The following is a 21,623-nucleotide window of genomic DNA, read 5'->3' as shown; positions in this document are numbered from 1 at the left end:
ATGAATTACTGAATGCTGTAGCCGCCATCGACCACCATGTTGGCGCCGGTGATCATCTGCGCGGCGTCGCTGAGCAGGTACAGCGCCAGCCCGGCGATTTCTTCCGGCAGGGCAAAGCGGCCGGCCGGGATCTGCAATTTGGCCTTTTCGCCCACTTCACCGGCCCAGGCTTTTTTGCCCAGGGCGGTCTCGACGATGGTCGGCGAGATGGCATTGACGTTGATCTGTGGCGCCCACTCCATGGCCAGCACTTTGGTCATGCCGACGATGGCGGCCTTGCTCGCGCAGTAGGCGACGTGGCGGTCCAGGCCAATGACGGCGGCCTGGGAGGCCAGGTTGACGATGCGCCCGCCGCCCTGCGCCAGCATGTGTCTGGCGCAGGCCTGGGCCACAAAGAAGCTGGCCTTGAGGTTGATGTCCAGGGTGGTGTCCCAGGCGCTTTCGCTGACGTCGACGGCCTTGTCCAGCAGCACCACGCCGGCGCTGTTGATCAGGTAATCCAGGCGCTGGAAGTGTTCGAATACGCTGTCGATGGTGCGCTGTATCTGGCCGATCTGGCCGAGGTCGACGGCAATCCCCAAATGCCCGTCGCCCAGGCCGGCCGCGACCTGCACCACCGCCGGGTCGCGGTCGAGCAAGGCCACGCGCGCGCCGCGTTCCACCAGCAGGTGGGCGCAGGCCAGGCCGATACCGGCGGCGCCGCCGGTGATCACCGCGCAACGGCCGGTGAGGTCGAAGGCTTGGTTCCAGAATCCAGACATGAATGACTCCTCTCTCGATCGTCTCGATCGTTCCCACGCTCTGCGTGGGAATGCCGCCAGGGACGCTCTGCGTCCCGATGTTGGGTGACGCGGAGCGTCACGGGATGCATTCCCACGCGGAGCGTGGGAACGATCACACTACTTGCCGCCGCTGACCTGCTGGTACAGCGCATCCGCATTCGCGTTAGTGACGGGCACCCACGGCAGGATGTAATTCCTGGCAGTGCCATCGCCCCATTTCACGTCTTTTCCGTAGCGCTCCCAGATCACCGATTGCGGCTTGTAGTCCTTGCCCGCCAGGGCGCGTAGCGCCACATCCAGCGCGCCCTGGGATTGGGCCTGGGCGTCTTGCAGGAAGGTGGTGACTTCGTCTTTTTTCGCCGCCTGAATCGCATCCGGCATGCCGTCGATGGACGTCACCGGCACGTCCTTGGAGGTCAGCCCGTGGGACTTCAGTGCCTGCACGGCGCCAAGGGCCATGTCGTCGTTTTGCGCGATCACGCCGTTGATGCCTTTGGGGTGCGCGTTCAACCAGTCTTCGGTGAGGGTCAGGGCCTGGGCGCGGTCCCAGTTGGCGGTCTTTTTCTCGATGATCTTGATGCCAGGGTGCTTGCTCAGCACTTCCAGTTCGCCTTTTTCCCGGTCGATCTGCGCCGACTGGCCAATCGGGCCCTGGATGATCACCACATTGCCCTTGCCATTGAGCTTGTCGACCATGGCCTGGGCCTGCAGGCGGCCGCCTTCTACGTCGTCGTTGCCCACATAAGGCACGGAGGCATCGGCTACTTTCGTATTGGAGGCGATGACCACTACGTCGTTGCTCATGGCGGCTTTCACTGTGCCGACCCCGGCCTTGGTGTCGATGGGCACGAACAGGATGGCGTCGTAGTGCTGGGTCACCATGTTTTCGATCTGGTTGTTCTGGGTCAGGGCATCGTAGTTGCCGTCGAACACGGTCAGTTGCACGGTGCCGTCCTTGACCGCCGGGTGTTCCTTGAGCTCGCGGACCCAGTTCTGCATGAACTGGCCCTTGAGGCCGTAGACGGCCGCGCCGATCTTGTAGGTCTTGCCGTCGGCGGCAAAGGCAATGCTGCTGGCGAGCAGAGTGAGGGTCGCCGCGGCGGCCAAAGTGGTACCAAGTTTCATGAGTAGAACTCCGGTTATTGTTGTGGGTCGTTCTCTAGCGTTTTTTCTTGCGCCACACGTCGATCAGTACTGCGAACACGATGATCAGGCCCTTGGCGACCTGCTGGTAATAGGAGGACACGCCGAGCAGGTTCAGCCCGTTGTTGATCACGCCGATCAGCAGGGCACCAAACAGTGTGCCGACAATGCTGCCGGTGCCGCCCGACAGGCTGGTGCCGCCGATCACCACGGCGGCAATCGCGTCCAGCTCATAGGACACCCCGGCCTGGGGCAGGGCGGAGGTGGTGCGTGCCGAGAGCACTACGCCGGCCAACCCGGCGAGCAAACCCGAGACCACGTACACCGAAAACATCACCTTGCGCACGCCGATACCCGAGGTGCGCGCGCTCTTTTCATTGCCGCCCACCGCGTACACGTAGCGCCCGTACGTGGTGTAGTGCAGCACCATCCAAAAGATCAGCGCGACCACCGCGAAGATCACGATGGGCACGCCGATCGGGCCGATCTTGCCGATGCCCAGCGCCAGGTAGGCGTCGGGCAGGTCGGTGATCGGGCTGCCGTCATTGAGAATGAAGGTCATGCCACGCGCGATGCTGAGCATGCCGAGGGTGGCCACGAACGGCGGGATCGACAGGTTGGCAACCATAAAGCCATTGACCACGCCGAGCATTGCGCCGGCAAACATCCCCGCACTGACGGCCGCCAGCAGGCCGTAGCCCTGGGTCGCGACCATGGCGCTGCACAACCCGGCAAAGGCCAGGATCGAGCCCACCGACAGGTCGATGCCTTTGGTGAGAATCACGTAGGTCATGCCCACGGCCAGGATGCCGTTGATCGAGGTCTGACGCAGGATGTCCATCCAGTTGCGCCAGGTCATGAAGTATTCGCTGGAAAACGCCATCACCACGCACAGCAGGATAAACACCAGCGGCAGGCCGAAGCGGTCGAGGGACAAGCGCAGGCGATTGCGCGGCGCGGTGGTCATGGGCGGTGCGATGGTTTTGGCATTCATGAGGCAAGACTCAACAAGGCTTCCTGGGAAAGGGCGGTGTCGGTGCTGATGGTCACCAGCCGGCCGCCCTTGAATACGGCGATGCGATCACTCAAATGCAGCAGTTCCGGGGCTTCGGATGACACCACGATGGCAGCGCCACCGGCGCGTACGAACTGGTCGAGCAGGTGATAGATCTCCTGCTTGGCGCCTTCATCGATGCCACGGGTCGGCTCGTCGCAGAGCATGCACACCGGCTCGGTCGACAGGCATTTGGCGAGCACGACTTTCTGCTGGTTGCCGCCGCTCATGGACGCCACCGGCAACTCCAGGGAACTGGTCTTGATCTGCAGGCGCTTGACCATGGTTTCGGCCAGTTGGGTTTCCTTGCGCGCATTGATCAGCGACCAACTCGACAGACGCTTGTAGGCCGACAGCGCAATATTGGAAAGAACGCTGCCGGTAAGCACCAGGCCACTGTCTTTACGATCTTCGGTGACCAGCGACATGCCGGCGTCGATCGTGGCTTTGGGTTGGCCGATGGGCATGGGTTTGCCTTGCAGGGTCACGCTGCCGGAGTCCGCGACGGTCAGCCCATAAATGCAGTTGAGAAACTCGCTGCGCCCCGAACCCATCAGCCCATAGATGCCGAGGATTTCGCCCTGGCGCAGTTGCAGGCTGATGTCGTGGAACTCGCCATTGCGGCTCAGGTTGTCGACTTGCAGGCAGGTGGTGGCGGCGCATTCGCGGCCGACCTTGTGGTCGATGCGTGTCAGCTCCTGGCCGACAATCCCGCGCACCAGATGGTTGCGGTCGATATCGGCCATGCGCCCGCTTTCCACAAAAGCGCCGTCACGGAAGATGCTGTACTCGTCGGCGATCTGCGCCAGCTCGCTCAAGCGGTGCGACACATAAACGATGCCGGCGCCGCGCGCGGTGAGGCGGCGGATGGCCTTGAACAGGGTTTGCGCTTCGCGCTCGCCGATCGCCGAAGTCGGCTCGTCCATGATCATCACCTGGCAGTCATGGCTGAACGCCTTGGCGATTTCCACCAGTTGGATCTGCGCCACGCTCAGGCGGTGCATGGGGCTGCTGGCGTCGACCTCGAATTCGAGGCTTTCGAGCAGCTCGCGGGTGCGGCGGTTGAGGGTCTTGCTGTCGACAATGCAACCGGCGCGGCGCGGTTCGCGGCCCAGCCAGATGTTTTCGGCGACGGTCATATAAGGGATGGGCTCCAGCTCCTGGGTGATCATCGCGATCCCCGCCGCCAGCGCTTCACTTGGGCGGTTGAACTGTACGGGCGTGCCCTTGAGCAGGATGGTCCCGGCGTCACGCGGGGTGATGCCCATCAGGATGCTCAGGAAGGTCGACTTGCCGGCGCCATTGCCGCCGCACAGCGCATGCACGCTGCCGGCCCGCAGAGAAAGGCGCCCGTCACGCAGGGCAGGCACCCCGGCGTAGGCCTTGGCGACGTGTTCAGCCTGGAGCAGTAATGGCGTGGCCATCGGCGTGTCCTCGTGCTGTGAATTCTTATTAGGTCGCACAGTCATGTTTTGCTGTGATCATATGTGTACCAAATGAAATTCTGATCAGTCAATCGCTTTCATTAAAAAGTTATAAATACGTCTGTTTGCGCGAAGTACGCCTGTTTAGACGGCTTTGACTATGAGGTCAGCTAAAACTCGCTTGACAGAAGGGGCGGAATACCCGAGAAATAACTGAACGAAATTTCATTGAGTGATCATATGATCAGTCTAAAGCACCTAAACGGCAGCGGAGCCAGACGCCATGAACACACCTTTCCCGGTGGCTATCGGATGCGATGAAGCGGGTTTTGAGCTCAAAGAGCTGTTAAAGCGCCATATCGAGGCGCTGGGTTACCCGGTGACCGACTTCGGCACCCATTCCACCGCGCCGGTGCTGTACCCGGACATCGCGCTGGCGGTGGCCACCGCCATCAATGCCGGGCAGCAGCGCCTCGGCGTGCTGGTGTGCGGCACCGGGATCGGTATGGCCATCTCGGCCAATAAAGTGCTGGGCATTCGTGCGGCCCAGGCCCACGACACCTACTCGGCCGAACGCGCACGCAAGAGCAACGATGCGCAAATCCTGTCTATTGGCGCGCGGGTGATCGGCGCCGAGCTGGCCAAAAGCATCGTCAAATCGTTTCTGGAGTCGGAGTTCGAGGCGGCGCGTTCCGGGGCCAAGGTCGAGCGTATCAATGCGATCGAGCGCGATGGGCATCAGTAGTGGACGGGACGGGGCAAGAGTCGGGAGAATGGGTTTTTGACGCCGAAACGGAAGCCCGTCCCCATGAGTGACAGTACCCAGCGCATCGCCAGCGATATCGATCAGATGACCGAAGTGGCGATGCTCTATTACCTTGAGAACGTCACTCAGGAGGCGATTGCCAAGCGCTTCGACCTGTCGCGGGCCAAAGTCAGCCGCTTGCTCAAACGTGCGCGCGATGAAGGGATTGTCGAGGTGCGGGTGTTGCAGCACCCGGCAATGAACAACGAGCTGGAGCGTGCGCTGGTGGAGCGCTTCAAGCTCGACCGTGCGTTGATTGCGGTCGACCACAGCGAACCCGACACCCAGCGCTCGGCCGTCGCCAGCCTGGTGGCCAATTACCTGAACAAAACCTTGAGCGATGGCATGATCGTCGCCGTCGGCATGGGCCGTAACGTCGGCGCGGTGGCCGACAATGTGTTTTTGCCGGTGACGCGCAACTGCACATTTGTCTGTGCGATCGGCGGCTCGCTCAAGGCGGGCGAATACATGAACCCTGACCATATCTGCCGGCGCCTGGCCCTGCGTTTTGGTGGCGAGAGTGAAAGTCTGTATGCGCCGGCACTGGTGGCCAACCCGGAATTGCGTGGCGTGCTGATCAACAATGACACCGTGCGCTCAACCCTTGATCGCGCGCGGCGCGCAGACATTGCGCTGATCGGCATTGGTGACATGAGCGAGAACAGCAACATGGTGCGCATGGGCTGGTTCTCGCCGCAGGAGATTGCCCAGGCGCGGCTGTCCGGCACGGTGGGCGACATGATGGGGTATGACTTTATCGACATTCATGGGCAGCCGGCGGTCAACGCGATTCAAGGACGGGTGATCGGGTTGACCGTGCAGGAGTTGTTTCGTATCCCGGATGTGGTGGCGATAGCCAGCGAGAACACCAAGGCGGCGGCGACCTTGGGTGCGTTGCGCTCGGGGGTGATCAATACGTTGGCGACCACGGTGACGAATGCGCACACGATTCTGGCGCTGGATGATGCGACGCGTAAGTCCTGAATGGACAAAGGTCAAAAAACTGTGGGAGCTGGCTTGCCTGCGATAGCATCACCTCGGTTTCACTGAAGGACCGAGTTGCCTGTATCGCGGGCAAGCCAGCTCCCACAGGGGTTATGGGTTGGGCTTACAGATTTTGTAATAGTTTTGCAGTGTGGGAAATTTGAGTTTCGACTGTACGATTCAAGTCCTTTTCTCACTGCAGGACTTGCATGAACACCCTCTCGGAGCCTCCCAGTCGTCTTTCCCCAAGACATTCGCTGTCGCCGTTCCTGCTCAAGCACCCCGTATTCCGATTGCTAACCTTGTCCCGGTCCACTGACCGCGCCTTGCCGTGCCCGGCATTCTGAAATCAATTACGAGACGTTTATAAATGGAATGGTTAGCGGATCCAACGGCCTGGCTCGGCCTGTTGACCTTGATTGTGCTGGAACTGGTGCTGGGTATCGACAACCTGGTGTTTATCGCGATTTTGGCCGACAAGTTGCCACCGGAGCAGCGCGACCGCGCGCGGTTGATCGGGCTGTCCCTGGCATTGCTGATGCGCCTGGGCTTGCTGGCGAGTATTTCGTGGATGGTGACGCTCACCCAGCCCCTGTTCGAAGTGTTCGGCAAAGGCTTCTCCGGGCGTGACCTGATCATGCTGTTTGGCGGTGTGTTCCTGCTGTTCAAAGCCACCATGGAATTGCATGAACGCCTTGAGGGGCATGTGGCGCAACGCACCGGCAACGCCACTTACGCGATGTTCTGGCCGATCGTCGCGCAGATCGTGGTGCTCGACGCGGTGTTCTCTCTGGATGCGGTGGTGACGGCCGTGGGCATGGTCGATGAGCTGGCGGTGATGATGATCGCCGTGGTCTTCTCCATCGGCCTGATGATCGTGGCGAGCAAGCCGCTGACCCGTTTCGTCAACTCGCATCCGACCGTAATCATGCTGTGCCTGAGCTTTTTGATGATGATCGGCCTGGTGCTGACCGCCGAAGGCTTGGGCTTCCATGTGCCTAAAGGCTACCTGTATGCGGCCATGGGCTTCTCGATTGTGGTGGAGCTGTTCAACCAGTTGGCGCGTGCGCGTCGCAAGAAGTCGGCGCAAGGCACCTTGCCGGTGCGCCAGCGCACCGCCCATGCGGTGATGCGTTTGCTCGGTGGTCGCAGTCTGGCGGTGGAAGGCGTGGATGATGACGTGGCTGACCTGCTCGGCGAGCCGGATGCCGGCCAAGGCCCGCTGTTTGATCGACGTGAACGCGTGATGATCAGCGGCGTGCTGCAATTGGCCGAGCGGCCGATCCGCACCTTGATGACGCCAAGGGCGAAAGTCGACTGTATTGATCTGGCGGACGATGCCGACACCATCCGGCAAACGCTGATGCAATCGTCCTATTCGCGCCTGCCGTTGATCCGCAACGGCGCGGTGGATGAGCCATTGGGTTTTGTGCACAAAAAGGAATTGCTCAAGGAATACCTGGCCGGTAATGAGCCGAACCTTGAGCACCTGGCGCGCCGGGCGGTCAATTTGCTGGAGAGTTTTTCGATCCTCAATGCGTTGGAACAGATGCGCCAGGAGTCGACCCATATTGCCTTCGTGATCAACGAATTCGGTGACTTCATGGGGGTGTTGAGCATGACCGACATTCTCGAGTCCATCGCCGGTGAATTGCCTGATGCGAGTGAAATCGAAGGGCCGGATGTTATTGAGGAAGGCGAGGGGTATCGCGTCAATGGGGCCGTGAACCTTAATCTTGTGCGTCAGCGTACCGGCTTCAAGGCTGCCGCAACCCAGGACTATCAAACCCTGGCGGGGTTGGTGATGAGCCTGCTCGATCGCCTGCCCGTGGTAGGTGATAGCCTGGAGCATGAAGGCTGGCGCCTGACGGTTGCCGCGGTAGAGGAGCGCCGGGTGACGCAGGTTTTGTTGGTTTCTAGGGCGCGTAGTCGCTGAACACGCACTCCAGAAGATTTTGCTGTTCGTCGGGGGCGCCGATGCCATGGAGGATTTCCACTCTATCGCCTTTTTCGTAGACCAAAAGGGTCGGTGTTCCATCGACCTCGTCGATCCTCGGGGTTTGGGATGGGTCAAGCAGCAGGCTTTTCACGCGACCGGCGTATTTTTCGGCAACGGCGTTGAATTTTTTGTCAGCCCCTAAACACGCAGAGCAACTAGGAGAGGTAAACAGCACGATAACCAGCGGGTGCTCTTTGAGGATCCGTTGGTATTCATTAAGGTCATGAATAACTGTGTTTGCAACGCCCATGATGATCTCCTTGTGCATCCGGCCAAAAGGTTTCGGGTACGCTAAATCGGGAGATCACCGCCGTCTACTGTCAACCTTCACAGGTAGACATGCTCACGCATCCTTGCCGCGCTCCACGCGCTCGCGGGCCTTGCGCGCCTGACTTGCACACTTCCTGTACTCCTCGTTATCCCTTGAGGCCTTGGCCCGCCGGTATCCGTGGTGGTTCTGGCTGGTGTAGTCAGTGCCGAAGGCTTCCTTGAGCTTTTGCAGTTCTTCCTTGCATTGGTGCCGATCGTTGGCGGCCGAAGCGCTGCCGGCAGCCAGCAATGAAAGCAAAACCAGAGCGAGACTGAGCTTCATGGGGAAGGGCGTCCTTGTTGGCGTGGATGTGCAAAGGCTAGTCCAGTGTGAGGATTTAGCCATGGCGCGCGCGCACTGCAAGGGGGCGCGGTAACACCGATGTGGCGCACTCGATTGGGGCCTGTCACCGGTGTATGGGGCCTTGGGTAGCAAGCTGATTCGAAATGCTGGCGTAGCGCCGCATCCTGATCTGTTAACGATCTATATGATTTAAAACGAATTTATTCCTGTCGTGTTTTTCTGTTACTGCGTGTGGCACACTTTCTGCTGTCTATTCCGTTGTTACATACTAAGTTCCGGTATAGCGGAATACACAACTCCTGGAGTGCTTGTCATGCATCACCGACCTTCCGTGTTTAAAGCGTGTGTTTTTCTCTTCGCCGCATCGGCTTCCCTCGCAAGCGTTGTGCACGCGGCGGACAGCAAGCTCGATGATGTGCTCAAGCGTGGGCATCTCATCGTGGGTACAGGCAGTACCAATGCGCCGTGGCACTTCCAGGGAGCGGATGGCAAGTTGCAGGGTTTTGATATCGACATCGGCCGCATCGTGGCTAAAGGATTGTTCAACGACCCGAGCAAGGTCGAGTTTGTGGTGCAGTCGTCCGACGCACGTATTCCCAACCTGCTGACCGACAAGGTCGATATGAGTTGCCAGTTCATTACCGTCACCGCCAGCCGTGCGCAGCAGGTTGCCTTTACCCTGCCGTACTACCGAGAAGGCGTAGGCCTGTTGCTGCCGAACAACAGCAAATACAAAGAAATCGAAGACCTGCAGGCAGCCGGCGATGGCGTGACCGTGGCCGTGCTGCAAAACGTGTACGCCGAAGAGCTGGTGCACCAGGCCCTGCCTAAAGCCAAGGTCGACCAGTACGACAGCGTTGACCTGATGTACCAGGCCGTGAACTCCGGCCGTGCCGATGCCGCCGCCACCGACCAGTCCTCGGTCAAGTACTTGATGGTGCAAAACCCGGGCCGCTACCGCAGCCCGACCTACGCGTGGAGCCCGCAAACCTACGCGTGCGCGGTCAAGCGTGGCGACCAGGACTGGCTGAACTTCGTCAACACCGCGTTGCATGAAGCCATGACCGGCGTGGAATTCCCGACCTACAAAGCCTCGTTCAAACAATGGTTCGGTGTGGATTTGCCGGAACCTGCGATCGGTTTCCCGGTTGAGTTCAAGTAAATCGTAAATCCTGGGGCGTCGCTGACGGCGCCCCGATCAGGTACTGCCGACCATGAACTATCAGTTGAACTTTGCCGCCGTGTGGCGTGATTTCCCCAGCTTGCTGGCGGGGCTCGGCCTGGGCCTTGAACTGGCCTTGCTGTCGATCGCCATTGGTTGCGTGATCGGCCTGATGATGGCGTTTGCGATGCTGTCCAAACACCGGGCGTTGCGAATCTTCGCCTCGGTGTATGTGACGGTGATCCGCAATACGCCGATCCTCGTGCTGATCCTGTTGATCTACTTTGCCCTGCCTTCGCTTGGGATTCGGCTCGACAAGATCCCCTCGTTCATCATCACCCTGTCGCTGTATGCCGGTGCTTACCTGACCGAAGTGTTCCGCGCCGGGCTGTTGAATATTCCCAAGGGCTTGCGTGAAGCCGGCTTGGCCATCGGTTTGGGCGAGTGGCGGATCCGCGCCTACATCACCGTGCCGGTGATGCTGCGCAACGTGTTGCCGGCGCTGTCGAACAACTTTATTTCGCTGTTCAAGGACACGTCGCTGGCGGCCGCGATTGCGGTGCCGGAGCTGACCTATTACGCCCGCAAGATCAACGTCGAGAGCTACCGGGTGATTGAAACCTGGATGGTCACGACCGCGCTCTATGTGGCGGCCTGTTACTTCATTGCCATGCTGCTCCGTTACCTGGAACAGCGTCTGGCGATCCGTCGTTAAGGAGGGTTTGCATGTACGAGTCCCCAAGCTGGCTGCATGAATTGTGGATCGCCCGGGATACCCTCTGGGCGGGGTTTCAAACCAGTATTTATTGCTCGGTGCTGGCGATTATTTTTGGCACGCTGATCGGCATTTTTGCCGGGTTGATCCTCACCTACGGCAAGTTCTGGATGCGCGCGCCGTTTCGTCTGTATGTCGACCTGGTGCGCGGTACGCCGGTGTTTGTGCTGGTGCTGGCGTGTTTTTACATGCTGCCGGCGCTGGGTTGGCAGATCAGCGCGTTCCAGGCCGGTGCGGTCGGGTTGACGTTGTTCTGCGGCTCCCACGTGGCAGAAATCGTGCGCGGTGCGCTGCAAGCCATTCCCCGTGGGCAACTGGAAGCGGGCCGGGCGATTGGCCTGACGTTCAAACAGTCGCTGACCTACGTGCTGTTGCCCCAGGCGTTGCGCCAGATCCTGCCGACCTGGGTCAATTCCTCCACCGAAATCGTCAAGGCCTCGACCTTGCTCTCGGTGATCGGTGTGGCCGAATTGCTGCTCAGCACTCAGCAAGTCATCGCACGTACCTTCATGACCCTGGAATTCTACCTGTTCGCCGGGTTTCTGTTCTTTGTCATCAACTACGCCATCGAGTTATTCGGGCGCTACATTGAAAAGCGGGTGGCCTTGCCATGAACCAACCTCAAACCAACCAACCGCTGCTGAACATTCGTGGCCTGCGCAAACAATATGGCCAGGTCGAAGTGCTCAAGGGCGTCGACCTGTCCATGCAGCGCGGCAACGTGGTGACATTGATCGGCTCCAGCGGCTCGGGCAAGACCACCTTGCTGCGTTGCGTCAACCTGCTCGAAGAGTTCCAGGGCGGACAGATCAGCCTGGACGGCGAGTCCATCGGCTACAGCGAAATCGCCGGCAAGCGCGTGCGTCACCCCGAACGGGTGATTGCCCAACACCGCGCTATGACTGGCATGGCCTTCCAGCAATTCAACCTGTTCCCGCATCTGAGCGCGTTGCAAAATGTCACCCTCGGCCTGCTCAAGGTCAAGAAAATGGGCAAGGACGAGGCTGTGGCCCTGGCCGAAAAATGGCTGGACCGCGTGGGCTTGCTGGAGCGGCGCAACCACTTCCCCGGTCAACTTTCCGGCGGTCAGCAACAGCGCGTGGCGATTGCCCGCGCCATTGCCATGAATCCCAGCCTGATGCTCTTTGATGAAGTCACCTCGGCCCTCGACCCGGAATTGGTGGGGGAGGTGCTCAGTGTGATCAAGGGCCTGGCGGAAGAGGGCATGACCATGTTGCTGGTCACCCACGAAATGCGCTTTGCCTATGAAGTGTCGGACAAGATCGTCTTCATGAATCAGGGCCGCATCGAAGAGCAGGGCGCGCCGAAGGAGATCTTCGAACGCCCGCAATCGCCGCGCCTGGCGGAATTTTTGAAGAATATTCGTTTTTAATCAGGAGCAATTTTTATGAGCATTACTCGTTACGGTGCCGGTAGCACTGCCGGCGGCGGTCAGCCGCGTCCTTTCGCCCGTGCCGTGGAAGCCGACGGCTGGCTCTACGTGTCGGGCCAGGTACCGGCGGTGGACGGTGAAATCATCACCGGCGGCATCATCGAGCAAACCCGCCAGACCATGCGCAATGTGGTGGCGATTCTGGAAGAGGCCGGTTACGAACTCAAAGACGTGGTGCGCGTTGGCGTATGGCTGGAAGACCCACGGGACTTCTGGAGTTTCAACAAGGTATTCGGCGAGTACTTCACCCCCGAACACGCCCCGGCACGCGCCTGTGTGCAGGCCAACATGATGGTGGACTGCAAGGTCGAGATCGATTGCGTGGCCTACAAGAAAAAAGGCTAAATGATCGTTCCCACGCTCCGCGTGGGAACGCCGCCCTGGACGCTCTGCGTCCGCTTGTGTGACGCAGAGCGTCACGGTATGCATTCCCACGCAGAGCGTGGGAACGATCAATAGAGACCGACGACTGCCATGACCGAAGACACCATCAAGCGCCGCGCCAAAGGATTGGACCGTGCATTCGATATCCTCGATTTTCTCAAGGAGATCGGCCAGCCCCTGCGCCCGAATGATATTGCCAGCGGCATCGGCAGCCCCAAGTCCACGGTCTATGAACTGGTTGCGTCGTTGCTGGAGCGGCGCATTCTGGAGACGGTGGGCAAGGACGGTCACGTCTACCTCGGCCGCCAGCTGTACTTTCTCGGCCAGGCGCACCTGCGCCATTTCGACCTGACCCGCGAGGCCGACCACGCCTTGCAGGAGATCGTCAGCCAGACCCACGAAACCGCGCAGATGTGCCTGCTCAACGGGCGCAAATACACGGTGGCGCTGATGCGTGAAGGCGAGCGGCATTTTCGGATTTCCTCGGACATCGGCGAAAACGCGCCAATCCCCTGGACCGCTTCCGGGCGCTTGTTGCTGGGGCACTTGAGCGACCAGCAGATCATCGACCTGATCGACCACGACGACTTCATCCTGCCGGACGGCCAGCGCCTGCCACTGGAAACCTTCCTGGCACAAATTCGTCAGGCCACCCTCGATGGGTTTTTCTCCTTCGACAGCGTGGCCGACACCTTCACCCATTGCTTTGCCGCCCCGGTGCGGGACGCGCAGGGCATCAGCATCGCGACCTTGTGCATCGTTGCACCGCGCGCCGATGCGATCAAAAACTACAACGACTATCGCCGGGTATTGATCGACAGCGCCAATAACCTGGCCCGGCGTATCAACGAATAGGAGTACTTCATGTCTGCCCTCAATGCCGTTGAAAAAGGCGCCGCCGCCGTCGGTGCCCACTTGGTCCGTGACGTCAGCCTGCCGGCCCTGGTGCTGCACCGTGACGCGCTGGAACACAACATCCGCTGGATGCAGGCATTTGTCAGCAACAGCGGTGCAGAGCTCGCGCCCCATGGCAAAACCAGCATGATGCCGGCGCTGTTCCAGCGCCAGATCGAGGCGGGCGCCTGGGGCATCACCCTGGCCAATGCCGTGCAGACCCGCGCCGCCTATGCCGGCGGCGTGCGCCGCGTGTTGATGGCCAACCAGCTGGTGGGCGCGCCGAACATGGCGCTGATCGCCGACCTGCTGGCCGACCCGGAGTTTGATTTTCACTGCATGGTCGATCACCCGGACAACGTCGCCGACCTGGGCCTGTTCTTCGCCGCCCGTGGCCTGCGCCTGAACGTGATGATCGAATACGGCGTGGTCGGCGGCCGTTGCGGGTGCCGCAGCGAGCAGCAAGTGCGCGAGCTGGCCCAGGCGATCAAAGCCCAACCGGCCCTGGCCCTGACCGGTATTGAAGGCTACGAAGGTGTGATCCACGGCGAACACGCCGTCAGCGGCATCCGTGACTTTGCCGCCAGCCTGGTACGCCTGGCCGTGGACCTGCAAAACAATGGCGCGTTCGACTGGCCCAAGCCGATCATCACCGCCTCGGGTTCGGCCTGGTACGACCTGATTGCCGAGTCATTTGAAGCGCAAAACGCCGCCGGCCGCTTCCTCAGTGTGTTGCGCCCCGGCAGCTATGTGGCCCACGACCATGGCATCTACAAAGAGGCGCAGTGCTGCGTGCTCGACCGCCGCAGCGACCTCAACGAAGGCCTGCGCCCGGCCCTGGAAGTCTGGGCGCACGTGCAATCGATGCCCGAGCCTGGCTTTGCGGTAGTTGCCCTGGGCAAGCGTGACGTGGCCTACGACGCCGGTTTGCCGGTGCCGCTCAAGCGCTACAAGGCCGGGATTGTGCCGGCCGAAGGCGATGATGTGACCGCGTGCAAAGTCACGGCGGTGATGGACCAGCATGCATTCATGACGGTGGCACCGGGGGTTGAGTTGCGTATCGGCGACATCATCTCCTTTGGCACTTCGCACCCGTGCCTGACGTTCGACAAGTGGCAGGTGGGCTGCCTGGTGGATGAGCGGTTGCAGGTCGTTGAATCCTTGCATACCTGCTTCTAGACCGCGTCGTGGTCATCGCAGGCAAGCCAGCTCCCAGAGGTTGAAATGCAATAAAATGTGGGCGCTGGCTTGCCTGCGATGAGGCCCTCCAACACACCCAGAGTCCCCAGGCATGAACACAACTCCCCGCGTCGCCCTGATCGGCGAATGCATGATCGAACTGCAACACCGCGCCGATGGCAGCCTGCAACAGAGCTTCGGCGGCGACACCTTGAACGCGGCGGTGTACCTGCGCCGCGAGTTGGGCACCGTCGGCACGGTCGACTACGTGACCGCCCTGGGCGATGACAGTTTCAGCAATGCCATGTGCCAGCAATGGACCGCCGAAGGCCTCGGGCTGGGCATGGTTCAGCGCCTGCCCGGGCGTCTACCGGGGCTTTACTGCATCCAGACCGACGCCAACGGCGAGCGAAAATTCCTCTACTGGCGCAACGAAGCCGCGGTGCGCGACTGCTTCACCACGCCGGCAGCCGAGCCGATCCTGGCGGCGTTGCCGCACTACGACGTGGTGTATTTCAGCGGCATCACCCTGGCGGTACTGGGTGAAGTCGGGCGTGAGCGCTTGATGCAAACCCTGATCGAAACCCGCCGGCGCGGTGGCAAGGTGGTGTTCGACAACAACTATCGTCCGCGCCTGTGGGCGAGTGTCGACGCGGCGCGCGCGGCGTATCACCGGGTGCTGGCCGAGGTGGATATCGCCTTGCTGACCGAGGATGACGAACGCGCATTGTTTGGTTATGCCGACAGCGAGCAGGTGTTCGCGGCGTACCCGGCGATTGCAGAAGTGGTGCTCAAGCGTGGCGCGGACGCGTGTTTGATCCGCTGTGATGGCGAGCGTTTTGCGGTGCCGGCGCTGAAGGTCGAGAAGGTGGTGGACACCACGGCGGCCGGGGATTCGTTCAGTGCGGCGTATTTGGCCAGTCGGCTCACGGGCGGCTCGCCTGAACAAGCGGCGTTGGCGGGGCATCGGTTGGCGAGCCGGGTGATTCAGGTGCCGGGGGCTTTGATTGCGCGGTGAATGGCCGCCTGCGGCGGTTCGCAGGCAAGCCAGCTCCCACACTGATCGTTCCCACGCTCTGCGTGGGAATGCCTCACCGGACGCTCTGTGGTCAGTCGCGGTAAAACACCTGAACCAGGTGATAGCCAAACTTGCTCTTGATCGGCCCGTGCACCACCTTCACCGGCTTCTTGAAGATCACCGCATCAATCGCCCCCACCATCTGCCCAGGCCGCACTTCACCCAAATCACCGCCGCGCTTGCCGGACGGGCAGGTGGAGTACTTTTTGGCCAGCACATCAAACGCTTCGCCCTTGGCAATGCGCTGTTTGAGCTGTTCGGCTTCTTCACTGGTTTTCACCAGAATATGACGGGCTTGGGCTTTCATAACGTTCTACCAGGTGTGCGACGGCGCGCGATTATGCCTGAACTCATTCGTCAACGTTGATCATGCTGCGGATTTTAGTCGCCAGCACGTCAATGGAAAACGGCTTGGCCACCATGTCCATGCCGTCCTCCAGGAAGCCCTGGCGCTCGGCGGCCTGTTCGGCGTAACCGGTCATGAACAATACGCGCAGGCCCGGCCGGTGCTGACGGGCGATTTCCGCCAACTGTCGGCCGTTCATGCCCGGCAGGCCGACATCGGTGACCAGCAGGTCCACGCGCAGGTCCGACTCCAGCAGCGGCAGCGCGGTGCGCGCATCCGCCGCCTGATGGGCGGTGTAGCCCAGTTCACCGAGCACGTTGACCACCAGCATGCGCACCGCTGGGTCATCCTCGACCACCACCACCGCTTCACCGGCTTGTGCCAGCGGCGCCTCGCCCAAGTGCGGCGGCAAGCTGCTTTCCAGTGCGGTGCCATGCAGGCGCGGCAAGTACAGGCGCACGCAGGTGCCCTGGCCGGGTTCGCTTTGAATGGTCACATGGCCGCCGGATTGCTGGGCAAAGCCGTAGATCATCGACAACCCCAGGCCGGTGCCCTGGCCGATGGGCTTGGTGGTGAAGAACGGGTCGAACGCCTTGGCCAGAATCTTCGGCGCCATGCCGGTGCCGTTGTCGCAGACGCCGAGCATCACGTAGTCACCGGCCTTGACCGGCTCCAGGGTGGTGATATCGGTACCGTCCAGGTAACTGTTGGCGGTTTCGATGCGCAATTGGCCGCCGTCGGGCATCGCGTCGCGGGCGTTGATCACCAGGTTGAGCAAGGCGTTTTCCAGTTGGCTGGCATCGGTGTTGACCGGCCAGATATCCTTGCCCAGTTGCACCTTGAGCTCGATATGTGCGCCTTTGGTGCGGCGGAACAAATCTTCCAGGGACGCCACCAGCTCGTTCGGGTCCAGTGGCCGGCGGTCCAGCGACTGGCGGCGGGAGAACGCCAGCAGCCGGTGGGTGAGGGCGGCCGCGCGGTGGGCGGACGACACCGCCGCGTCGGTAAAGCGGCCGATTTCGTCGCTGCGCCCGGCGGCGATATAGCGCTGCATCAAGTCCAGGCTGCCGATAATGCCGGTGAGCATATTGTTGAAGTCATGGGCGATGCCCCCCGTGAGCTGGCCGACCGCTTCCATTTTTTGTGCATGGCGCAGTGCGTCTTCGGCGCGCTCACGCTCGAACATCTCGTTTTGCAGGCGCTGGTTGGCCTCGGCCAGCGCCTGGGTGCGCTGGGCCACGCGTTCTTCAAGGTTTTCGTTGAGGTGGCGCAGGGCTTCTTCGGTGAGTTTGCGTTCGGTCTCATCGATCACAAAAATGTAGAAACCATTCACCGAGCCGTCATTGCTGAAGCGCGGCAAGTACTTCATCAGCGCATGGCGCGGCCGGCCGTCGCGGTGCGGGGTGATGGTCATGAAGCTGCAGGCCTTGCCGCGCAGCGCGGCGTCGATCTTGTCCACGCGCCCGGCATACACCTCGTCGCCGAGCACTTCGCGGATGCTCTTGCCGTACAGTTCCTGGGGCGTCATGCCGTACCAATCGAGGTAGGCGCTGTTGTTGAGGCGAAAGCGCTGCTCGTGGTCGACGTAGCCGATCAGCACCGGCATGGCGTTGATGATCAGTTGCAGCTCGGTCTGGCTTTGGCGCAGCGCCTGTTCGGTCTGCTTGCGCTCGGTCAGGTCCAGCGCGGCCCCCAGGAACCGTGCCGGGCGGCCTTGATGGTCTTTGTAGCAGCGGCCGCGGGCAAACACCCAGCGCAGCTGGCCGTCGGCTTGCAGCAGGCGGTATTCCTCGGCGTATTCGGTGCCGAAGGTGATGCAATGCTTGATGCTGCGCGCGACCATGCCACGGTCTTCCGGGTGTACGCCTTGCAGGTAGTCGCTGATCGGCAGCAGGCCGGCGTCTTGCGGGTCGACACCGTGCAAGTGGGCAAAGTGGGCGTCGGCGATAAAGCGGTCTTCGCCGATATCCCAGTCCCAGGTGCCCACCGCGTCGGTTGCCGCCAGGGCCAGTTGCAGGCGCTGTTCGCTGTTGTGCTGGGCCTTGAGGCTGTCTTCGGAGCGCTGCTGCAGTTCGAGGGTTTTGCTGCGCCGCTCGTTGGTCTCGATGGCGGTGACCAGGATCCCGGCCACGCTGCCGCCTTCGTCGCGCACCGGGCTGTAGGTGAGGTCTAGCCAGATGTCGGCGTCGCGGTTATTGCGTTGCAGCACAAAGCGCTGTTCGCTGAAGGTGCGCACCTGGCCGCCGAGCACCGCGTCGTAGATCGGCGCCGTAAAACTCTCAAGCTCCGGCCAGGTGTCATGGGCCGGTTGGCCCAGCGCCTCGGGGTGTTTGTTGCCCGCGAGCACCGCGAAGCTGTCGTTGTAAAGCTGGGTGAGCTGGCGGCCCCACAACAGCAGCATCGGCATCGGTGAATGGACGACGATATCGACGGCTGTGCGCAGGCTCTGCGGCCAGTCACCGGCCTCACCGAGCGGGCTTTGCGCCCAGTCCAGCCGCGCAATCAATGCGGCGGCTTCGCTACCGGTGGATGTTCCATTCATGTAAAAGCCCTGCACCTGACACTTTGAAATACGACCACAGCCGATTATCCCGCGAGACGGGAACGGCTGACTACCCCTCGAAAAATAGCATGCATTGAGGGTTTGTCTTCAATTGCGTGCGTCAGCGCTGAAACCTTTCATCCGTCCGCCAGTTCAGGCCGGTTGCGAAACTGCTCCAGTGCCTGCGGATTGGCCAGGGCATCGGTGTTTTTGACCGGCTCACCATGCACCACATTGCGCACCGCCAGTTCTACGATCTTGCCGCTGATGGTGCGTGGTATATCGCTGACCGCGAGGATCTTCGCCGGAACATGGCGCGGCGTGGTGTTGGCGCGGATCACCTGGCGAATCTGCTGCTCCAGGGCGTCATCCAGCGTGATGCCGTCATTGAGCCGCACAAACAGCACCACCCGCACATCGTCCTGCCAGCGTTGGCCGATGGCCAGGCTTTCCAGCACCTGCGGGACTTTTTCCACCTGGCGATAGATCTCTGCCGTACCGATGCGCACACCGCCGGGGTTGAGCACCGCGTCGGAGCGCCCGTGAATCAGCAGGCTGCCGTTGGCCCGCTGCTCGGCGTAGTCGCCCTGGGCCCACACGCCGGGAAACTGGCTGAAATACGAGGCGCGCAGTTTTTGCCGGTCGGGGTCATTCCACAGGCCAATCGGCAGGGCCGGAAAATGCCGGGTACACACCAGCTCGCCTTTTTCCCCGATCAGCGGCCGGCCCTGGTCGTCCCACACTTCGATGGCCATGGCCAGGCTCTTGCACTGCATTTCGCCGCGCCGCACCGGCAACACCGGGTTGCCGATCACAAAGCAGGAGACGATATCGGTGCCGCCCGACATTGACGACAGGCACAGCTCGGCCTTGATCTCGCGGTACACATAGTCGTAACTCTGCGGCGACAGCGGCGAGCCGGTTGAAATCAGGCCTTTGAGGCTGCCCAGATCGTGGCTCAGGCGCGGTTGCAGGCCGGCCTTTTCCAGGGTGGCGAGAAACTTGGGGCTGGTGCCAAAGACGCTGATTTTTTCCGCGTCGATCAGGTCGATCAGCCGTTCGGGGCCGGGGTGAAACGGCGAGCCGTCATACAGCACTGCCGTGGCACCCAGGGCCAGCACCGACACCAGCCAGTTCCACATCATCCAGCCGCAGGTGGTGTAGTAGAACAGGCAATCTTCGCGCGAGAGGTCGGCGTGCAGGCCGTGCTCCTTGAGGTGGGTGAGCAGCACGCCGCCGGTGCAGTGGATGATGCACTTGGGCACGCCGGTGGTGCCGCTGGAATAGAGGATATACAGCGGATGATCGAACGGCACCGCGACAAATTCAGGCTCGCCGCCGGGTGAGTAGAAGTCGTTCCACAGTGCGACCCTGGCGTGGGTGCGGTAGTCCTCGCTGCGCGCCTGGGGCCGGGCATACGGCACGATGATCAACTGCTCCAGGGACGGCAGGCGTTCGAGGATTTCATTGAGTTTGGCGCTTTGGTCGATGTCCTTGCCGGCATAGCGGTAGCCCGCGCAGGTGATCAACACCTTGGGTTCTATCTGGCCGAAACGGTCGATCACGCCTTGGGTGCCGAAGTCCGGCGAGGAGCACGACCAGATCGCGCCCAGGCTGGTGGTGGCAAGCATGCCGACCAGGGTTTGCCAGGTGTTGGGCATGCACGCGGCCACGCGGTCGCCCCGGGTTACACCCGCCGCCCGCAAGCTACGCTGCAAGCCTGCGACATGCCGGGCCAGTTCGGCATAGGTCAGCTGTTCGCGCTGGCCGTCTTCACTGACCGCCACCACTGCCGGGTGATCATCCCGGCGGCGCAGCAGGTGTTCGGCAAAGTTCAGGGTCGCGCCGGGGAACCACTCGGCGCTGGGCATTGCCGCGCCTTCGATCAGCGTGGTGCTGGGCGGGCTGCGAAACTGCACCTCAAAAAAGGCGACGATCGCCTGCCAGAAGTCGGCGCGCTGGTCGATGCTCCATTGGTGCAGGGCGGGGTAGTCACCCAGCTGCAGGCGGTAGCGTTGGTTGATGTAGCGCCGGAACTGGTCCATTCGCGTGTTGGCGATGCGTTCGGGGGAGGGTTGCCAGAGGATCTCGGACATACAGTTGCCTCTTCTCGTTCCCATGCTCTGCGTGGGAATGCCTCTATGGACGCTCTGCGTCCGCTCTTGGGACGCGGAGCGTCCTGGGCTGCATTCCCACGCAGAGCGTGGGAACGATCATTACGACCATTACTGGGCCAGCCAGCCACCATCGATGTTCCACGCGGCGCCGCGCACTTGGGCGCCAGCTTCACTGCACAGGAACAACACCAACTCACCCAGCTGCGGCGGCGTCACAAACTCCAGCGACGGCTGTTTTTCCGCGAGCAAATCATGCTGGGCCTGCTGCGGATCAATGCCCTTGGCCGCGCGATCATCAATCTGCTTTTGCACCAGCGGCGTCAACACCCAGCCGGGGCAGATGGCATTGCAAGTGACGTTACCGGTGGCGGTCTCCAGGCCCACCACTTTGGTCAGGCCGATGACACCGTGTTTGGCCGCCACATACGCCGCCTTGCCCACCGAGCCGACCAAACCATGCACCGACGCGATATTGACGATACGCCCCCAGCCCTTGGCCTTCATGCCCGGCAAACTCAAACGTGTGCTGTGGAACACCGACGACAGGTTGATCGCGATGATCGAATCCCAGCGCTCCACCGGGAAGTCTTCCACGGCCGCCACATGCTGAATGCCGGCGTTGTTGACCAGAATGTCGACGCCGCCGAACTCGCGCTCGGCGTAGGCAAACATGTCGGCAATTTGCGCCGGGTCGCTGACGTCGGCCGGGTGATGCCCGACCTTGCCGCCAAACGCCTGCACCTGGGCGATCACCGCGCGGGCATCGCCGAAACCGTTGAGGATCAGGTTGGCACCGGCCTTGGCCAGGCTCAGCGCGATGCCCAAGCCAATGCCGCTGGTGGAGCCGGTAACCAGGGCGGTCTTGCCATTCAAAGTCGTCATGAAAACC

The 21,623-nt window shown here is 61.4% G+C and carries 21 protein-coding genes; 11 read left to right on the top strand and 10 right to left on the bottom strand.

From position 1 onward, the window contains the following. Window positions 1–5: 5 nt before the first annotated feature. From BFP92_RS11295 to BFP92_RS11280, 4 genes are all read right to left on the bottom strand, one after another. A complete protein-coding gene (locus BFP92_RS11295) occupies window positions 6–761 on the bottom strand; it encodes an SDR family oxidoreductase (protein WP_065929546.1) in 756 nt (251 codons plus the stop codon). A gap of 138 nt (window positions 762–899) precedes the next feature. After that, a complete protein-coding gene (locus BFP92_RS11290) occupies window positions 900–1,907 on the bottom strand; it encodes a substrate-binding domain-containing protein (RefSeq protein WP_065929545.1) in 1,008 nt (335 codons plus the stop codon). 34 nt (window positions 1,908–1,941) lie between these two features. Further along, window positions 1,942–2,919, bottom strand: coding sequence for an ABC transporter permease (locus BFP92_RS11285; RefSeq protein ID WP_065929544.1), 978 nt, complete (start codon window positions 2,917–2,919; stop codon window positions 1,942–1,944). Further along, a complete protein-coding gene (locus BFP92_RS11280; RefSeq protein WP_065929543.1) occupies window positions 2,916–4,403 on the bottom strand; it encodes a sugar ABC transporter ATP-binding protein in 1,488 nt (495 codons plus the stop codon). Before BFP92_RS11280 ends, BFP92_RS11285 begins: the two co-directional genes overlap by 4 nt. Before the next feature lie 283 nt (window positions 4,404–4,686). On the opposite strand from BFP92_RS11280, the gene rpiB reads away from it, so the two are divergent. The 3 genes from rpiB to BFP92_RS11265 all read left to right on the top strand — a co-directional run bounded on the left by rpiB (window position 4,687) and on the right by BFP92_RS11265 (window position 8,128). After that, complete coding sequence (gene rpiB, locus BFP92_RS11275; RefSeq protein WP_016969738.1) at window positions 4,687–5,148, top strand: ribose 5-phosphate isomerase B; 462 nt, start codon at window positions 4,687–4,689, stop codon at window positions 5,146–5,148. 63 nt (window positions 5,149–5,211) lie between these two features. After that, window positions 5,212–6,192 (top strand): sugar-binding transcriptional regulator, encoded by a 981-nt coding sequence (locus tag BFP92_RS11270; protein WP_017135920.1) that lies wholly within the window; start codon window positions 5,212–5,214, stop codon window positions 6,190–6,192. A 370-nt stretch (window positions 6,193–6,562) separates the two neighbouring features. After that, entirely contained in the window at window positions 6,563–8,128 is a 1,566-nt protein-coding gene (locus BFP92_RS11265) for a TerC family protein (protein WP_065929542.1), read from the top strand. On the opposite strand, the gene BFP92_RS11260 is transcribed toward BFP92_RS11265, so the two are convergent. Both BFP92_RS11260 and BFP92_RS11255 read right to left on the bottom strand, forming a co-directional pair. Continuing rightward, entirely contained in the window at window positions 8,109–8,441 is a 333-nt protein-coding gene (locus BFP92_RS11260) for a thioredoxin family protein (protein ID WP_065929541.1), read from the bottom strand. The genes BFP92_RS11265 and BFP92_RS11260 overlap by 20 nt on opposite strands. 93 nt (window positions 8,442–8,534) lie before the next feature. Beyond that, window positions 8,535–8,783, bottom strand: a complete 249-nt coding sequence (locus BFP92_RS11255; RefSeq protein WP_065929540.1) for a hypothetical protein — start codon at window positions 8,781–8,783, stop codon at window positions 8,535–8,537. Window positions 8,784–9,117: 334 nt separating this feature from the next. Between BFP92_RS11255 and BFP92_RS11250 the strand changes: the two genes are divergently transcribed. The 8 genes from BFP92_RS11250 to BFP92_RS11215 all read left to right on the top strand — a co-directional run bounded on the left by BFP92_RS11250 (window position 9,118) and on the right by BFP92_RS11215 (window position 15,669). Beyond that, window positions 9,118–9,966 (top strand): transporter substrate-binding domain-containing protein, encoded by an 849-nt coding sequence (locus tag BFP92_RS11250; RefSeq protein WP_065929539.1) that lies wholly within the window; start codon window positions 9,118–9,120, stop codon window positions 9,964–9,966. A gap of 52 nt (window positions 9,967–10,018) precedes the next feature. After that, the gene (locus BFP92_RS11245; protein WP_056859510.1) at window positions 10,019–10,681 is read left to right on the top strand and encodes an amino acid ABC transporter permease; all 663 of its coding nucleotides are present in this window, start codon (window positions 10,019–10,021) and stop codon (window positions 10,679–10,681) included. Window positions 10,682–10,692: 11 nt separating this feature from the next. Continuing rightward, entirely contained in the window at window positions 10,693–11,355 is a 663-nt protein-coding gene (locus tag BFP92_RS11240; RefSeq protein WP_056859509.1) for an amino acid ABC transporter permease, read from the top strand. After that, a complete protein-coding gene (locus tag BFP92_RS11235; RefSeq protein ID WP_065929538.1) occupies window positions 11,352–12,134 on the top strand; it encodes an amino acid ABC transporter ATP-binding protein in 783 nt (260 codons plus the stop codon). Before BFP92_RS11240 ends, BFP92_RS11235 begins: the two co-directional genes overlap by 4 nt. A 15-nt stretch (window positions 12,135–12,149) precedes the next feature. Continuing rightward, window positions 12,150–12,539: a RidA family protein gene (locus BFP92_RS11230; protein ID WP_010210958.1), complete on the top strand. Its 390-nt coding sequence runs from the start codon at window positions 12,150–12,152 to the stop codon at window positions 12,537–12,539. A gap of 129 nt (window positions 12,540–12,668) precedes the next feature. Continuing rightward, window positions 12,669–13,433, top strand: coding sequence for an IclR family transcriptional regulator (locus tag BFP92_RS11225; protein WP_056859507.1), 765 nt, complete (start codon window positions 12,669–12,671; stop codon window positions 13,431–13,433). Between the two features lie 9 nt (window positions 13,434–13,442). Further along, complete coding sequence (locus tag BFP92_RS11220) at window positions 13,443–14,651, top strand: amino acid deaminase (RefSeq protein WP_065929537.1); 1,209 nt, start codon at window positions 13,443–13,445, stop codon at window positions 14,649–14,651. 112 nt (window positions 14,652–14,763) lie between these two features. Beyond that, entirely contained in the window at window positions 14,764–15,669 is a 906-nt protein-coding gene (locus BFP92_RS11215; RefSeq protein WP_065929536.1) for a sugar kinase, read from the top strand. Between the two features lie 91 nt (window positions 15,670–15,760). On the opposite strand, the gene BFP92_RS11210 is transcribed toward BFP92_RS11215, so the two are convergent. The 4 genes from BFP92_RS11210 to hbdH all read right to left on the bottom strand — a co-directional run bounded on the left by BFP92_RS11210 (window position 15,761) and on the right by hbdH (window position 21,616). After that, window positions 15,761–16,036 carry a peptidylprolyl isomerase gene (locus tag BFP92_RS11210; RefSeq protein WP_003174397.1) on the bottom strand — a complete coding sequence of 92 codons (276 nt, stop codon included), beginning with the start codon at window positions 16,034–16,036 and terminating at the stop codon, window positions 15,761–15,763. Window positions 16,037–16,079: 43 nt separating this feature from the next. Further along, the gene (locus BFP92_RS11205) at window positions 16,080–18,617 is read right to left on the bottom strand and encodes a PAS domain-containing hybrid sensor histidine kinase/response regulator (protein WP_065929535.1); all 2,538 of its coding nucleotides are present in this window, start codon (window positions 18,615–18,617) and stop codon (window positions 16,080–16,082) included. Between the two features lie 137 nt (window positions 18,618–18,754). Next, window positions 18,755–20,713 carry an acetoacetate--CoA ligase gene (locus tag BFP92_RS11200; RefSeq protein ID WP_065929534.1) on the bottom strand — a complete coding sequence of 653 codons (1,959 nt, stop codon included), beginning with the start codon at window positions 20,711–20,713 and terminating at the stop codon, window positions 18,755–18,757. A 129-nt stretch (window positions 20,714–20,842) separates the two neighbouring features. Further along, the gene (hbdH, locus tag BFP92_RS11195; protein WP_065929533.1) at window positions 20,843–21,616 is read right to left on the bottom strand and encodes a 3-hydroxybutyrate dehydrogenase; all 774 of its coding nucleotides are present in this window, start codon (window positions 21,614–21,616) and stop codon (window positions 20,843–20,845) included. Window positions 21,617–21,623 lie beyond the last annotated feature (7 nt).

This window comes from Pseudomonas sp. 58 R 3 (assembly GCF_900006605.1).
Taxonomy (GTDB): domain Bacteria; phylum Pseudomonadota; class Gammaproteobacteria; order Pseudomonadales; family Pseudomonadaceae; genus Aquipseudomonas; species Aquipseudomonas salomonii.
This window is presented reverse-complemented; position numbering and strand designations above follow the sequence as displayed.